At 37.9% G+C, this 16,490-nt stretch carries 16 protein-coding genes; 4 read left to right on the top strand and 12 right to left on the bottom strand.

The annotated features are described in order from the left end of the window. Positions 1-97: 97 nt before the first annotated feature. The 10 genes from WAA20_RS07280 to WAA20_RS07235 all read right to left on the bottom strand — a co-directional run bounded on the left by WAA20_RS07280 (position 98) and on the right by WAA20_RS07235 (position 9,408). Entirely contained in the window at positions 98-2,365 is a 2,268-nt protein-coding gene (locus tag WAA20_RS07280; RefSeq protein ID WP_073385055.1) for a carbohydrate-binding domain-containing protein, read from the bottom strand. 196 nt (positions 2,366-2,561) lie between these two features. Continuing rightward, entirely contained in the window at positions 2,562-3,230 is a 669-nt protein-coding gene (locus tag WAA20_RS07275) for a DUF4956 domain-containing protein (protein WP_073385054.1), read from the bottom strand. Positions 3,231-3,365: 135 nt separating this feature from the next. After that, complete coding sequence (locus WAA20_RS07270) at positions 3,366-4,040, bottom strand: polyphosphate polymerase domain-containing protein (RefSeq protein ID WP_073385052.1); 675 nt, start codon at positions 4,038-4,040, stop codon at positions 3,366-3,368. Positions 4,041-4,509: 469 nt separating this feature from the next. Next, positions 4,510-5,118 carry a regulatory protein RecX gene (locus WAA20_RS07265; protein ID WP_073385051.1) on the bottom strand — a complete coding sequence of 203 codons (609 nt, stop codon included), beginning with the start codon at positions 5,116-5,118 and terminating at the stop codon, positions 4,510-4,512. A 170-nt stretch (positions 5,119-5,288) separates the two neighbouring features. After that, positions 5,289-6,386, bottom strand: coding sequence for a recombinase RecA (recA, locus tag WAA20_RS07260; protein WP_073385348.1), 1,098 nt, complete (start codon positions 6,384-6,386; stop codon positions 5,289-5,291). Between the two features lie 399 nt (positions 6,387-6,785). Next, the gene (locus WAA20_RS07255) at positions 6,786-7,010 is read right to left on the bottom strand and encodes a type II toxin-antitoxin system HicB family antitoxin (RefSeq protein WP_207649265.1); all 225 of its coding nucleotides are present in this window, start codon (positions 7,008-7,010) and stop codon (positions 6,786-6,788) included. A gap of 400 nt (positions 7,011-7,410) precedes the next feature. Next, positions 7,411-7,863, bottom strand: a complete 453-nt coding sequence (locus WAA20_RS07250; protein ID WP_073385049.1) for a hypothetical protein — start codon at positions 7,861-7,863, stop codon at positions 7,411-7,413. Between the two features lie 307 nt (positions 7,864-8,170). Next, positions 8,171-8,341 carry a hypothetical protein gene (locus tag WAA20_RS07245; RefSeq protein WP_338802573.1) on the bottom strand — a complete coding sequence of 57 codons (171 nt, stop codon included), beginning with the start codon at positions 8,339-8,341 and terminating at the stop codon, positions 8,171-8,173. Positions 8,342-8,376: 35 nt separating this feature from the next. Next, on the bottom strand, positions 8,377-8,613 hold the full coding sequence (locus WAA20_RS07240; RefSeq protein ID WP_338802572.1) for a hypothetical protein: 237 nt from the start codon (positions 8,611-8,613) through the stop codon (positions 8,377-8,379). Positions 8,614-8,910: 297 nt separating this feature from the next. Then, entirely contained in the window at positions 8,911-9,408 is a 498-nt protein-coding gene (locus WAA20_RS07235) for an ankyrin repeat domain-containing protein (RefSeq protein ID WP_073385045.1), read from the bottom strand. 343 nt (positions 9,409-9,751) lie between these two features. On the opposite strand from WAA20_RS07235, the gene WAA20_RS07230 reads away from it, so the two are divergent. The 4 genes from WAA20_RS07230 to WAA20_RS21050 all read left to right on the top strand — a co-directional run bounded on the left by WAA20_RS07230 (position 9,752) and on the right by WAA20_RS21050 (position 14,009). Further along, positions 9,752-11,080 carry an IS4 family transposase gene (locus tag WAA20_RS07230; RefSeq protein WP_338800926.1) on the top strand — a complete coding sequence of 443 codons (1,329 nt, stop codon included), beginning with the start codon at positions 9,752-9,754 and terminating at the stop codon, positions 11,078-11,080. Between the two features lie 487 nt (positions 11,081-11,567). Further along, complete coding sequence (locus WAA20_RS07225) at positions 11,568-11,726, top strand: hypothetical protein (protein ID WP_338801142.1); 159 nt, start codon at positions 11,568-11,570, stop codon at positions 11,724-11,726. A gap of 8 nt (positions 11,727-11,734) precedes the next feature. Then, the gene (locus WAA20_RS07220; protein WP_338801144.1) at positions 11,735-13,441 is read left to right on the top strand and encodes a transposase; all 1,707 of its coding nucleotides are present in this window, start codon (positions 11,735-11,737) and stop codon (positions 13,439-13,441) included. A 223-nt stretch (positions 13,442-13,664) separates the two neighbouring features. After that, positions 13,665-14,009 carry a DUF3800 domain-containing protein gene (locus tag WAA20_RS21050; RefSeq protein WP_167562639.1) on the top strand — a complete coding sequence of 115 codons (345 nt, stop codon included), beginning with the start codon at positions 13,665-13,667 and terminating at the stop codon, positions 14,007-14,009. Positions 14,010-14,108: 99 nt separating this feature from the next. Here WAA20_RS21050 and WAA20_RS07215 read toward each other — a convergent pair whose 3' ends face one another. Both WAA20_RS07215 and WAA20_RS07210 read right to left on the bottom strand, forming a co-directional pair. Then, positions 14,109-14,528, bottom strand: a complete 420-nt coding sequence (locus WAA20_RS07215; protein WP_073384475.1) for a hypothetical protein — start codon at positions 14,526-14,528, stop codon at positions 14,109-14,111. 329 nt (positions 14,529-14,857) lie between these two features. Continuing rightward, on the bottom strand, positions 14,858-16,342 hold the full coding sequence (locus tag WAA20_RS07210; protein WP_073384476.1) for a DUF1846 domain-containing protein: 1,485 nt from the start codon (positions 16,340-16,342) through the stop codon (positions 14,858-14,860). Between the last annotated feature and the right edge of the window lie 148 nt (positions 16,343-16,490).

Genomic DNA, 16,490 nt, shown 5'->3' with positions numbered 1-16,490 from the left:
CAATATTTTGTATATCATGCCCAAAATCAGCATTTGTTTATACAATTTTACAATAACTTAAGTTTACGCCTGTAATGGCTCTCTGTCAAGGATAGGATTAGCCTCGGGAGGCATCGTCGCCGCCTTTTCCCGGTCCCATCATGCCTCCCATAGAGGAAACAGAACCTGAAGATACACTATCTAAAGTTATTTCTTCTGATGTTGTACCATTTATTGAAACAGTATAAGTCTGTCCAAGTACAAGGTCAGCACTGCTGAATATAACTGCTGTTCCGCTCTTTGCTACTGTATATTCGTATATTACATTGCCGTCAGGATCAGTTATTGTAATAACATCTCCTGATACATATCCCTCATCAAAAACAACTACGAATGAGTTCTGCTCTGAAGTATCAGAGAAGGACTCAAGCATTCCTGAGCTTCCGAGTGCTATAACTGTACCGCCATTAACGATAAGTTCGCCGCCGCTTTCTGTACCGGAGTCAAGGGAACCGTTAGCTCCGTTCTCAGGACCGTCAACTATAATGTTGCCACCGTAGATGATAAGATCGCCGTTAGAATCAAGACCGTCGCCTGCTGCATTTACGTATATATTGCCGCCGTAGATTGCAAGGCACTGGATCTCGGTATCTTCTGAATCGCTTTCATCTACCTCCTGACCGTCAGATACATTCGCATCTTCGCCTCGTCCTTCAATACTATTTTCATCAGTATTTATGTTGTCTGAATCTTCACGGTCAGAACTTCCGGCATCAGCACTGTCCATATTGTCATGATTCATGCCACCAGGCATCTGACCACCCATCATGGAAAAAGAATCTGAGCCGCCGCCAGCATTCATTCCATCATCTGTTGATGTTACGCTTATATCTCCATCATAGATGTTGATAAAATATGCTTCTATTCCTTCGTAACTTGTTTCAATTACGACAGTTCCGTTTTCTATATTAAGTTCGTTCTCTGCATGTAATCCATCATCACCTGTGGAAATAGTGATCGTGCCGTCTGAGATAAGAAGGTCTCCGTCGCTGTGGATCGCGTCGTCAGAACTGTTGATTACTATCGCTCCGCCTGAAATTGTAATCTTAGTTCCTGCTTTGATTGCTTTAGAGCTGTCGGATTCTTCGTCTTCAGTTTCTGATGCATCAACTGTTTCTACCTGGTCTGATGATTCAGAATTATCTCCATTCATATCTGGAGCCTCGCCCATTTCCGGCATATCACCATCCATTTCAGGTGCTTCGCCCATCTCCGGCATGTCACCATCCATTTCAGGTGCTTCGCCCATCTCCGGCATGTCACCATCCATTTCAGGGGCTTCACCCATCTCTGGCATATCGCCATTCATGTCAGGTGCTTCACCCATCTCTGGTGTTTCTTCTGTATCCGAAGATTCTGTATTATCGCCATTTCCAGGTGCATTTCCGCCATCCATATCATGTCTGCCGCCGCCCATATTTCCGCCGCCCGGCATCATCTCATCTGTATGAGCTGCTGCATTTTCATATCCGCCGCCTGTTGTGATATCAAAGCTTCCACCTGATATATCCACATAAGTAACAGCAGAAATACCGTCATGATCAGCTGTAATTGTAAATTCACCACCCGTGATAGTTACATATCCTTTATCTTCATCGGAATCATTATTTGCCTTTATAGCATCATTACCCGCCGTCAGGTTTAAAATTCCATCACATATACGAACAGAGTCTTTTCCCACAAGACAATTATCATCCGCTGTAACTGTGATGTTTCCACCTGTTATTACCAGATCATCCTTACTCTTAACACCATGCCCGCCTGTTGCTGTAACATAAAGCGTTCCTGAACCATTGATCGTAAGATCGCAACTTGAATATATGGCTGCATCAACATCTGCTGCTATTGCAGCTTCTTCACTTAACCCTGCAGATTCAATTACATTCTCAGATCCTTCTTCAAGTGTTATGAACACCTTATCAGCTGCTGCCACATATATTGCTGGCAAGCTGTCATTGGTGATCGTAACTCCATTAAGTACTATCTGAACCTTTGCATCAGAAGCATTTACTATAACCTGATTGTTCTCAAGTGTGCCGCTTAAGACATATGTTCCTGCTGTTGCAATATACAGATCTCCATCAAGTTCATATGCTCCGCCACTTGTATATCCGTCTATATCACTTAAATCTATATAAATTGCTGAGGATTCTGTATAGGAAGAATCCAGATCTCTGTCTGAAAAAGCGCCGTTTTCATCAGCAGATATATCAGATGTTACACTGGAAACACCTAATTTTTCAGCATTCATAAATACAATAGCAACAAGCACAGTCATCAGTGTAATTATGGTACAGACTATTCCTGTGTATTTGTTAAAAGACATATTTGGGTACTCCTAATCTAATGCCGCGAGTGAAACGAGTGACTAATGATTCGATATTGGTGGAGCTCGCGACACCAATTCGCGGAGTTAGTCGTAAGATTAGCCTTTAAGTTCTTATATTACGAAATCCGCAGCAAGTGAGGATTTCTGTCTCAATGTCAAAAGAATATGTAGCTATTTTTTCTTCAAAAGCTTATTACTGATACTCACCGTTATAGCTTACAAGTACTGCGCTATCAACGTACTTCTTGTTTCCAAGAGTTGTTACAAATGTTGTGTCTTCAGAATTAAGTCTTACTTCATATGTAAGCTCGATACTGCCTTTGCGAGCTGTCTTGCCCTTAAGGATAAGTCTGTCTGTATTAGCTTTGATGAAGTCCATAACTTCTTTTTCTGCAGATTCATCTTCAAGTGATACAACAATTATATATGGTTTAACGTATGTCTTGCGGTTAACAAAAAGAACAAGAACAAGGCCGATGATAATACTTCCGAACACTGCAAGCGGGATCATACCTGCTGCAAGAACGATACCAACTGCAATTGACCAGAACAAAAATGCTATATCAAGAGGATCTTTGATCGCAGTCCTGAAACGAACAATGGACAACGCACCGACCATACCAAGTGAAAGAACTACGTTGGATGTTACTGCCAGTATTACCAGGGTCGAGATCATTGTAAGTGCTATAAGTGTTACGCCAAAACTTGGAGAATACATAACTCCCTGAAAAGTCTTTTTATAGACAAAAAAGATAAATACGCCGATTCCAAATGCCAGGGCAAGGGCGATCACCATGTCCAAAATACTTACTGATGCTACATTCTCTAAGAAACTTGATTTAAAGATATCACTGAAACTCATTTTTAATACTCCTTCTTTGAATTACTTATTATTGGTATATATAGATATAAATTGTATCTGCTTCATGTTTTGTATTACTTATTTCAGAATGAACCCTGATGTATTTTCGTAATCAGAACTTCATAATGCTTTAATTCATTCGAATATCCTGCATATTGCGTACTTTGAAAACGCTGTTGCTCTGGTGTCTTCAACCTGAACAATATCTCTTACGAGGTCAGGCAGGAAATTGTCCCATTTAACTTCAAGGACTATCACATCCGGAGCCACAGGGATCGTTACACAATCAGGATTTAAGAAATCCGTACACCGTAGTCCACTCCTAATGTGATGATCTAGTGTTACCCGGACATTCCCTGCCGAGTAAGTAAATGGATCTCTTGTATAATCAACTATTGTCTTAGGTCTTATACCTTCATATTTCATCCCTCGGTAAAGTTCCTGAACCAGAGGATGCTCATGATCTTTCATCCATTCAAAGTCGTTATCAACTATCCTTTGACACTGCTGCGGTGTAAGAGATGCCGATTGCTTGAATCCTATATCTACACGCTTACTCTTTTTCTCAAGATGAATAACGGAAGTATCTAAGTTGTAATAGCGGATACGATATTTATCGCGGTCCCTTACGCCGTCCAACTTTTCTTTCAAAGCTCTGTCATCGTAGGAATCAAAGTAAAGGCTACGGATCATATACTGACCGGTGGGGCCAACATGCTTATCCTGTTTTAATACAGCCCGTAACCTTTGTCGCAAAACGTAGTAGTCTGCCAGGCTTATACAGTGTTTGATTTCGTGTCTTCCTTGCATATATGTCTTCCTCCATGCCTTTCGTTTCACACGTTGCTTGTCTATGAATGTCATTTTACGCACCCAACCTAAATTCAACATAAATAAAATCTAAAACAATAATTATTAATTGGGCATAGCGGAGGATTCCTGAGGGTGGCAGTTAATAAATGATCCTGGTGTCTCTCGAGTTTTTTAATTCAAGGCATGATATCTGGAGTCTTATATTCCAGGGTCCGAAACTACAGGACGTAGTTACGACATGTTTAGAAGTTCATGGATGAACTTCTATGTCGGGAACTCGCTACGCTCAAACATGCGGACCCTAAACGGAATATAAGACTCCAGATATCACGCTCTTGAATTTAAAAAAACTCTCAAAGACACCAGGATCATTTATTAACTGCCACCCTCAGGAATCTTCAAGGTATTGATCTTAATTTAATAACTGCTCCCACGGCATACCGGGGAGCAGTTATTTTGGGATGTATTAGTCCATATCCATAGCTTTGTATATAAGTTCTGTGCTATAGCCTTTTCTATATAAAAAGGCCATGATCTTTTGTTTTTCTTTATATTCCAGATCAGGAGAATAGTGTTTTTTATTTAGTAGGTGCTTGATCTGTTCTAGTTCTACGTTGCTGTCATCAGAAGAATAGGATTCATCTATGATTTCAGTAATAAGGTCTCTATCTATTCCTTTTTGAGCAAGGTCCTGCATGATACGTTTTTTGCTTCTGGATTCCATGTAGTATCTTATGTAATCTTCTGCATATCTTCTGTCATCAAGGTAGTTATAACTCTTGACGTAATCTATGGCATCATCGATGCAGCTTTGAGGGTAACCGCCATCATTTAGCTTTTCTCTTAGCTTATACTCTGTATAGTCACGTTTTTGCAAGAGGTTCATTGCACGAAGTATGGCGCGTTTACAAAGGACTTCCCTGATTATTACGTCAATGGTAAGCTGGTCTATTTCTCCGCCTTCTTCGAGCTTATACTTGCGAATTTCTCCTTTATATAAAAGGAATGCTTTCTCGCCGTCTATGTATATTTGAGATCTTTTGCGATCATATTCTTTAATGGATGTGATAGTCATGAATTTACCTTTCTATACAGAAAATCTCCTAAGATCAGCTAATTTGAAAAAAGTTGGAAGCACGGTTAAATGCCTCCAACTTATATTTTTGTCTTTTTGTTCAAAAGATTCTGTAAATAGGCTTATTAGACAAAAGTGATTTTTCTTTAGTCTTAGTAAAATAACACGCCTTAGTCTTCAGAAGCAGCTTTCTTTCTAGTTGTCTTCTTAGCTGCTGTCTCTTCGCCGGCTTCATCAGAAGCTTTAGCTGCCTGAGCCTTAGAGAACTCATCTAAAGGAAGGTTGTAGAACTCACGAACTCTTCCTTCGATCTCAGCCATAACTTCAGGATGCTCTTCAAGATATGCCTTAGCATTCTCGCGACCCTGACCGATCTTCTCGCTGTTGTACTGGTACCATGCACCAGACTTGTTAACAATATCGATGTTAGCAGCAAGATCAAGGATATCACCTGACTGTGAGATTCCCTTACCGAACATGATATCAAACTCTGCTGTCTTGAATGGCGGAGCGATCTTGTTCTTAACGATCTTAACTTTTGTATGGTTACCAACTACTTCGCCGCCAACCTTGATGGAATCTGTACGACGAACATCAAGACGAACTGATGAATAGAACTTAAGAGCTCTACCACCTGTAGTAGTCTCAGGGTTACCAAACATAACACCAACCTTCTCACGAAGCTGGTTGATGAATACTACTGTACAGTTAGACTTGCTGATAACCGCTGTAAGCTTACGAAGAGCCTGTGACATAAGTCTTGCCTGAAGACCTACATGTGAATCACCCATCTCTCCATCAATTTCAGCCTTAGGAACAAGCGCTGCAACAGAGTCAACTACTACGATATCAATAGCGCCTGAACGTACCATTGTCTCTGTGATCTCAAGAGCCTGCTCACCGCTGTCTGGCTGAGAAATATAGAGGTTATCGATATCTACGCCAATATTCCTTGCATATACAGGATCAAGAGCGTGCTCAGCATCGATGAAGCCTGCAATTCCGCCTCTCTTCTGAACTTCTGCGATCATGTGAAGTGTAACTGTTGTCTTACCTGAAGATTCAGGTCCATATATCTCAACAATACGTCCCTTAGGAATACCACCAAGTCCAAGAGCGATATCAAGGCTGAGTGAACCTGTAGGTGTAGTCTCAACGCTCATCTGATTAGTGGGATCACCCAGTTTCATAACTGCGCCTTTACCGTACTGTTTCTCAATCTGTCCAAGGGCAGCTTCAAGTGCTTTCTGTTTTTCTTCTCTTTCCATACTTTCCTTTCCTGCGCATACGCGCATAACCTCTTGTAAAAAGAGATTCTTCCTCTCCGGCAGATATTTTATTATTTTGAAAAAATTTAGGATGTACTAATGAAAATACTAATGAAAATCCAGTGATAATGCGATATAACTCATCTCCCGCCACATTGATCACATGATTTATTTTAGGGTATATCCTGCCGGTTGTCAATAATTTTAGCATTTTTTATGCTAGATTTTTAATCTTAAATGCTGAAATGTCTGGCAGATATGCCTCAGATATTTTCAGAACTTTAAGAACATTTAGATGTTAGCATGAAGGAGACTTGTTTGCAACTTCTATAAATCAAATAGCAATTATCGTATTAGCGATAATCAATCTATTTCCAGCATGTCCGCATCGTATCACATCTATGCTTTATGAAAATCACGTTCAGGTTCTTTTCCAATCTTTTTACAGTAATCAAAATAATTATCTATGCAGTCGTGCATAGACTGAGTAAGCTCTTTTACTGACTCTCCATGAAAATTTAAAGAATCATTTATTCCAAGAACAAGTCCAATAAAAATCTGATCTTCCTGATCAAATTCTACCTTTGCGTGATATCCATTATATTCCATCAACGAACTTATCATCCAATCTCACCTACTTTAAAAACGCTATAATCATCTTTACATGATACCTGTATAGCTCATTGCCCGGGTGTGGTCCATCGGACTAGCTGTATAATCAATAAAGAAAAAATGACGAGCGCCCCGCCCGTCATCATGTGGACCCGGATCTTTCGATCAGCCCTAAGTACTATTATAATATCAGGGATTATAGATTATTACAATTCAAATATATAATGATAGATAACATAATATACTCAAATTATTATGGCATAATTTTCACTATAGATTGAATACGCAAGTTCTGCACACTTTACAAACATTGCATAATCAATCACAATATCCTCCTCTTCTTCCCAACCATAGATTCCACCCCCTTCTTCAAAGTAGCTATCAACAGCTTCATTTTTATCACAAAATAATACTATTGTAATTCTAATTCATTCTTTAAGTGATTCAATTCCATTAGACTCATTTCACAAACGCATATATTAACAATAGCTTTATTATTTGATAAACCAAGAAAAACATTTCCCACCTTTACATATCTCGAAGCCTTTTCTGACGATAAAATAATTTTTGCTCCATTCTGATATATTATAGTTTTAAAAATATCACATTTTATTTTATTTTTTAATATACATATATTTGTTTCTATATATTTATCAATCAACAACCTTTCATCAGAGTACTCAAAATCATGGCTAGACAACAGCGTAACTCTTTTTAAAAAATGACTATTAATTCCAAATGTAAGCTCAATATATGACATATTATTCTTTGAAAATGTTAAATAATCAACCGCTTCATCATCTTTATTAATTATAATCTTTAATGGAATATATTCTTCAAGTATTATATTTGTTCTATTCTCCATAATTGTCTCCATTTCTAATGCCAACCATTAAATTGAGCATGTATAATTACAGGCAATTACCCTGACTGTCTAGGTTTTGCAAACTTGAATTCCCATATAGTCTGTAAATGCAAAGGGCTGTATGATATTTCCATCTACTGTATAATCATGCCTTTGAGTTATGCTTTTTTTCAGCTTTCCTGTCTTTGGATCTATCCTGTTTACAAAAGGATCATAGGAGTAAGAGCTATATGCTGCTCCGTCTGTTCCCGTGAGGTACATGGTACTTCCAAGCTCATCTTCACAACAAGATACAAAATAGTAATTCTTATTTTACTCGCCGTATAACTGTTCCAACAGGATTATCCCAATTTAATGCTTTATAAAAAATTCTTTTTAAATCGTCCCCTTCATCATATTCAACTACATCTTGTATTTTTTCATCATAACTTCCAATAACTATCATAAACTCTGATAACTTAGTAATTTCTTCTACCAATTGATAAATATTATTTTCGTCAATAGATTCTTTCTTTATATATTCGACTTCACTTCAATATCATGTAACCCTGATGAAACATGTAAAATAATTCTATTTTTAATAGCACATGTATAAAAGCTTGTATCTAACAAGCAAAATTTTATATTGCCTTTTACAAACTCTCGAGGAGTTTTCCCTATTTTTTCTCCTCCCCAAGTAATTGTTGATTCTAAAATTCCGCAGCCATTTAAATCATCTTCAGATATAATAATATCAATATAGCAATCCATATTTATCATCTCCTCTATCATCTATAAAATGGGCTTGGATCCTCTCTATGCCAATAATGATTATCAAAATCATTATTGAAAATATGTTCATGAGGATTAGGATGACCAACAAGTCTTCCATCCGGTCCAAGGATATCCAAATCTAGATATGATTAAAAAAAACCCGATTAATGCTAGATTATTATTCGTTATCAAGAACAAGTTTTTGGCCTTCATTTCCAAGTGTTTGGAGCCATTTTCTATGATCCTGGAAAATTTTAATATTTTTACTATTATTCATTTTACGCAAAAGCTTTATTACTCCAATTTTTCTTTCAAATATGCTGCAATTTCTGTACGACCATATTGTCTGGCATATTCATATGCATCACATGATTCTATATCTCCAATTGCATATGAAGCTTTAATGTCGATTCCTTTTTCCACAATATACGTAACTATATCAAAATGGTTGTCTACTATAGCTGCAAATAAAGGATTTCTCGCAAATGTACTAGTATCCAAAATTGCTCCATTATCATATAATAACTCAACTATATTTTTATATCCTTCGAATGCAGCTAGTGTTATTGCTCCACAATCTCCTGAGCCTCCTTTAATATTTACATCCGCTCCACACTCTATTAGTAGTTTAACAATATCATACATACCAAACATCGATGCATAGTGCAAAAATGTACCAAAAGGAGTTATTGTATTAAGCATTCCTTCATTGCATTCTATAAGTCTCTTAACTTTTTCTATATCATTGCTTTTTATGGCCATGTTCATCTCTTTTACTAATTCTATATTCATATATCTGTTTCCCTTTTTCTAAAATACTATTAATCAAATATTCTTCAATTTCTTCATTTGAAAATTTCATGCAATACTCATTATAATTATTGCTCATTGAAATGTTCCTTTCACCAATTGATTTATTGGATATTTTGAGTTACAGTTCAGACCCAATGTCATTTAGTTAACATCACGAGTTAGATTCTTTATTTAGGGTCTAACTCATTTTTTATATAAAACAGTTGACATAGTGAATCAAATATGCGGCCGCTCTAACTACTGATTGATTTTTAAGAGGTAGTTAGAGCGGCCCTTGAAATTAGCAATGTAATCATTGTTTCAATTTCAAGGAGGTTCAAAAATGTCATTTGCTCTACAAGTCAAAGATTCGCTACTTAATATTATTTCTAACATGTCAAAAGATGCAGGAAAGTTTTCTATTAATCCTGACAAGTTTTTTTCTAGAAACAGAAAGCTTGATTTTTCTTCCTTAATTCATCTTATGTTATCAATGGAGGCGGGAACTATTAAAGATGAGCTTCTTAATTATTTTTCATTTCAAGTAAATACACCGACTAACTCTGCATTTATACAACAACGATGTAAATTGTCTACAGATGCTTTACCTTTTTTGTCACATACATTCAATGATTTATACCCATACAAACTTTATAAGGGTAAATATCTTCTTTTAGCTGCCGATGGTTCTTCTTTCACCTTTACCAGAAATCCAAAGGATGAAGAGTCATATTTCCCACCAGATGGTAAAACTACAAATGGTTATAATCAAATACATATAATTCCACTGTTTGAGCTGTTATCAAAACGCTATACCGATTGTACTGTGCAACCAATCAGAAAGAAAAATGAGTTTCAAGCCTTATGTGATCTTATTGATCGCCATCACTATGTCCCTGATCAAAAACCTATATTTATAGCAGATCGAGGATTCCATTCTTTTAATGTATTCGCGCACGCAATTGAACATAATGCATATTTCCTTATTCGTGCCACTGACATAAAGACTCAAAGACTTCTTGGTGCAGATTATATTTTTACTGAAGATGGCTTCGATATTTCTATCAATCGTATACTTACCCGGAGTCAATCTAAAAAGAAACGCCAACATCCAGAATTGTCCGAACAGTACAAATATATATGTCCAGAAGTAAAATTCGATTACATTACTCCAAGCGAGCGGAGTGAGTATCAATTATCTCTCCGTGTTCTCCGATTTAAAATCTCTGAAAATATATATGAAAACATTATTACCAATCTTCCGGTTGATAAGTTCTCAATGGAGGAAATCAAATATCTATACAATCTCAGATGGAATGTAGAAACTTCATTCCGAGAGCTTAAACATGTGATTGGTGCAGCTAACTTCCATTCAAAAACTCGTAAATATATTGAAATGGAAATCTGGGCACGTCTTATTCTTTACAATTTCTGCTCTATAATTACGGGGCATGTTACAATCATTCAAAAAGGCGGAAAGCACATATATCAAGTCAACTATTCTGTTGCCTACAAAGCATGTCATTATTTTCTAAGCTTACATGCTGGAGAAGATCCACCTGATGTAGAAAACCTGATAGGAAAAAATTTGCTTCCTATCAGGCGCGATCGGAAATATGCCCGCCAGCATAGATTCCGAAATCCGTCTAGCTTTACTTATAGATTCAAGTAATAGCTATTATACCAATAATAGAATACTATGTGAGCGGCAGATTTGCATCTGCCTATTTGTCATGCTCAAAAGTCACTTGTGAATTCATATCAGCTTGGAAATAATTTTTAACTATCGATTCCGACCATAATAATGCTAATTATCAGTTCTAGTAATAACATCTATCCTTCTTAACTTACTGACATTGGTTCAGACCCTAGCTTGACGCACAACCCTAACGATTAAAAATCACATATTAAAATTGTCACAAACCCAGAAAAAATCTGATTTTTTCTGGGTTTTCTATTGCATTTATAATCGTTATGATATATAATATAAACGTAACGATGTATATTTGAAAGGAGCACACCATGGGCATAATTAAGCAGTTAGACAAACGAACCGGTATTACTTACGTGTATGAATCCAAGGCATACTGGGACAAAGAAAAAAGCAGAGCCGGGCAAAAAGAACACTGATCGGAAGGATTGATCCGGAAACCGGTGAAATGGTTCCAACTGATGGAAGACATAGAAAGACCGCGGAAACCGAAGAAAAAGAACCCGACTACAAAAAGCTATATGAAAAGCTTCAAAAGAAATGTGAAGCACAAGAAATACTCATCAAATCTCTCAAAGCAGAAATAAAACAGTTAAAGGCTAAGTAATCACTTCTATGAACGACTATCAGTATGAAATAATTACAACTCTACAGTACCGCGTCAAGAATCTTCAGGCACAGGTTGATGCCTTCAAGAACGGATCCAAGTATCTGCAGATGGATGCTCAGTATAAGAGTATGCTTTATACTGAAGAATGCCACATACACAAACTTGAAGTCGAGCTGTCCAAGGCTCACGCACAGACTATAGATGTCAGAAATAAATGGTGGGACACCATTGAAGATGTCTATAAGGATCATCAGAAAGAAATCGCTGCTAAAGATGCCAGGATCAGAGCGCTCGAGAAGCGCATCATCCTGGTGGAGCAGCAGCGAGATGCTGCCCTGGACAAGGTCGCTGAACAAAGGCGTGAATTATATGAAGTAAAAACTGAGCTTGAAGAAGAACAGGGAAAGAATCTTAAACTGACGGCTCAGATCAACAGAGATTATGAGAACTCTTCTAAACCATCTTCCCAGTCTCCAAATCACAAGAAAATATCCAACAGCAGAGAAAAAAGCGGCAGACGTCCAGGCGGTCAGCCTGGGCACAAAGGTTACGGTCGAAAAAAGCAGGCTGTATCAGAGCCAGTTATTATGCTGCCTCCACCGGAAGAAGTACTTGAAGATCCTGACTTCAAGAAAACCGGCAAAGTCATCCGTAAACAGATGATAAATCTGAGGTTTTTCCTGGATGTTAACGAATACGCTGCTGAAGTCTACTATAATTCAAAGACGGGCGAAAGATCCCACGCGCAGTTCCCTGAAGGATATATCAATGACGTAAACTATGGCGGCAGCGTCAAAGCACTTGCATTCATCCTTAATAATGAATGCTGTGTCTCCATAGACAAGACCATCAAACTTATTTCAGATCTCACTGACGGAAAACTGAGCATTTCAAAAGGCATGGTCAATGGTCTCTCCAAAGAATTCTCCATGAAAACGGATAAGGAAAAGAAAGAGCTTTTTGCATCACTGATGCAGAAGCCTGTACTCCATACAGATAACACCAATGCCAGAAGCAATGGAAGCAGTCGATTTGTATTTATTGTTGCTGCTCCGGATGGGACTGCCCAGTACTATTTCAGGGAAAACAAAGGTCATGCAGGAATAAAAGATACCCCTGTCGACCTTAACCAGTCAGCGATATTCATCCATGACCATGACACCACCTTTTATAATTATGGCAGTGGCCATCAGGAATGTATCGCTCATATCCTGAGATACTGTAAAGACAGCATACAGAATGAGCCTGATCGGAAATGGAATAAGAAGATGTATAAACTTCTGCGGGAAATGGTTCATTACCGAAACGGCATTGATGAAACCACAGGATTTGATGAAAAAACTGTCATGGAATTTGAAGAAAGATATGACAGCATCCTGGAAGAAGCCCGAGAAGAATACGAATATATTCCACCCAGTAAATACTATAGGGAAGGCTATAACTTATACAGGCGCATGGCAAAGTATAGGTCCAGCCATCTGCTGTTTTTACATGATATAAGAGTTCCGCACAACAATAACATGGCGGAACGTCTTTTGCGTGCCTATAAACGCAAGCAGCACCAAGTCATGAGTTTCCGCTCGGATGCGAGCATTGATTACCTCTGTCAGAGCATGAGTATGCTTCTGTCATTAAGACAGGATCCAGAATCCAGCGTGTATGACAGCGTATCGAAGATCTTCGATAGACAAAAGGCCGGTAGATCGACTTGATGAATCAAGTGTAGTCTACCGGTCTTCTTATCTCAAGATAGGGTCTGAACTGTAACTATTTTGATAGATTCCGCTGTTAAGCTCGCCTATAATTATTGATTTATATAACGATTTGTTATATAATAATAGAACAAATAAGGGCTGGTCGAAAGACCCAGGTCCATCATGGGCGGGGAAGTTCCCCGCCATTTTTTATGGGAGCAACTTCGTGAAATAACTAAGTATTTTCATAGATGAATCAGGTGATTTTGGAGAGTATTCCAGTCATTCACCATATTATATAATTACAATGGTTTTTCATGACCAGTCGGTCGATATTTCCAATGACATAGCAAAGTTAGATACAGAATTAGATTATCGCGGCCTACATGATTTATGTATTCATACTGGCCCAATCATTAGGAAAGAAGAAATATATAAGGATATGACATTAGCTGAGCGACGACGAATATTTAATAAAATGGTAGCATTTGTCCGTCAATTGGATATTTGTTATAAATCATTTTATATAGAGAAAAAACATGTCAATGATCCTGTTGAAGCTGCAGGTAAACTTCTTCGGAAATAGAAGAGATTTTAAAAAGAACTATCTTAAAAAATTACAGAAAAAAGAATGGCTGTAATATAAGCTGTATTGATTATCACCAGGTTTTACTGCTTCCAAGAGTTACACCTGGAACATCAAAAGAGACAACTTACCTATTATAAGTTCTCTTATCACCAGTCCCTTATCCATCTTATCCTGTGAAGATAACTTCACAAGCTTATCTATAGGATATATTTTTTCAGTATACTTATCTTCTACGCCATCTACATGAGGGCTTACAAGAACCGAGCAGCGAAGTCTTAAACGAAGTTGCCTACAAACTCTGTAGTCAAAGCCTTCGTCATCCATAAAATAGAAGTGGCTTTCAAGCGTAGCACTCTTATCAATATCCTTAGCTATATACTTTTCAATGATGGTTTTAAGCTTAAATGGCACAAAATTCGAAGATATAAGCTCATCATAGCTATATCTTGCTCCAATATAGTACTTCTCAAAATCCTGCATTATATACTTAAAATCTTCTTCATTATGTACCAGCATATTCTAACCTCAAATACATCTAAATCTTGCAGATTCCTGGGGCTGGCAGTTTATAAATGATTTTAGTGTCTTCAAAAGTATTATCAAATTCAAGAGTTTGATAGATGGGTTTTTATATTCTGTTTGGGATCCACATGTTTGAGCGAAGCGAGTTTCCGACATAGAAGTTCATCCATGAACTTCTAAACATGTCGTGACTACATCCTGTAGTTTATGGATCCCAGAATATAAAAGCGCATATATCAAACCTTGAATTTTAATACTTTTGAGACACTAAAATCATTTATAAACTGCCAGTCCCAGGAATCCCCCAAGACCAGCTATTTCATTTATTTATGATAGAGCTTCTGGCTCTCGTAATGCGCTTCGCATGTAAGGTTCACGCCAAGCTTTTTGAACACATTCTCATCAACCTGAGACAGGATAACTGAGCTGTGTGCTTCGCATCCCTTAAGATCCGGAATATGCTCAAGAGCTTTTCTTGCATTCTCGTTGTTAACAGCTGTAACTGAGAGTGCGATAAGAATCTCATTAAGATGAAGAAGTGAAGAGTGATCGCCAAGGCAATTGCTCTTAAGCTTCATGATAGGCTCGATGAAATCCGGAGGGATAAGCTCTACGCTGTCGTCTATTCCAGCAAGCTCTTTAAGTGCATTAAGTAAAAGAGCTGAAGATGCGCCAAGGAGAACAGATGTCTTACCTGTAAGTATCTTGCCATTTGGAAGTTCCATAGCTGCTGCAGGACCGCCGGTCTGCTCAGCTTTAAGGTTAGCTGCTGCAACAACAGGTCTGTCTGCTGTAGAAATGCCAGCCTTGTTCATAAGAAGCTCTATGATACGAACAGGCTCCATCTCTGCATTACCCTTACGGTATTCGCAAAGTGCCTGATAATATCTTCTGATGATCTCCTGATTAGCTGCTGCTGAAACTGCTTCATCATCAAAGATACATTTTCCGGCCATGTTAACACCCATGTCTGTAGGTGACTTATATGGAGACTTTCCAGAGATCTTTTCAAACATAGCATTAAGAACCGGGAATACTTCGATATCACGGTTGTAGTTAACTGTAGTCTCGCCATATGCCTCAAGATGGAAAGGATCGATCATGTTAACATCATCAAGGTCAGCAGTTGCTGCTTCATATGCAAGGTTAACAGGGTGGTTAAGAGGTAGATTCCAGATTGGGAATGTCTCAAACTTGGCATATCCAGCCTTAACACCTCTCTTATTTTCATGATAGAGCTGGGAAAGACATGTTGCCATCTTACCGCTTCCAGGTCCCGGAGCTGTAATTACAACAAGTGGATGAGTTGTTTCGATATAATCATTTCTTCCAAAACCTTCATCACTTACAATAAGTGAAATGTCTGAAGGATAATTTTCAATAGGATAATGTCTGTAAACTTTAAGTCCCAGTGCTTTAAGTTTTTTCTCATAAGCAATTGCTGATGGCTGCTCAGCAAATCTGGTAAGAACAACAGAACCAACATAGAGGCCTTCCTCACGGAATGCGTCCGCAAGTCTTAAAAGATCCATATCATAAGTGATTCCAAGGTCGCCTCTAACCTTATTTTTCTCAATATCAGCTGCATTGATCGCTATAACTATCTCTGCCTGATCCTTAAGCTCTTTTAACATAGTGATCTTACTATCAGGAAGAAATCCCGGAAGTACTCTTGATGCGTGAAAATCATCGAAAAGCTTGCCACCAAACTCCATGTAAAGCTTACCGCCGAATTCGCTGATACGTCTGCGAATCTGCTCGCTCTGCATCTTCAGGTATTTGTCGTTATCAAAACCAATCTTGTTCATAGCTGAATATTCTCCTGATTATTTAATTTCTATGTCACTATTATAGGATGTAATATAGACATGTTTAGAAATGCATGGATGCATTTCTATGTCGTATTACAGGATGTAATATAGACATGTTCAGAAATGCATGGATGCATTTCTATGT

The sequence above is a fragment of the Butyrivibrio fibrisolvens genome, from assembly GCF_037113525.1.
In the GTDB taxonomy this organism is placed as follows: Bacteria; Bacillota; Clostridia; order Lachnospirales; family Lachnospiraceae; genus Butyrivibrio; species Butyrivibrio fibrisolvens.
The sequence above is the reverse complement of the archived record's forward strand: the minus strand, read 5'-3'. Positions and strand labels throughout refer to the sequence as shown.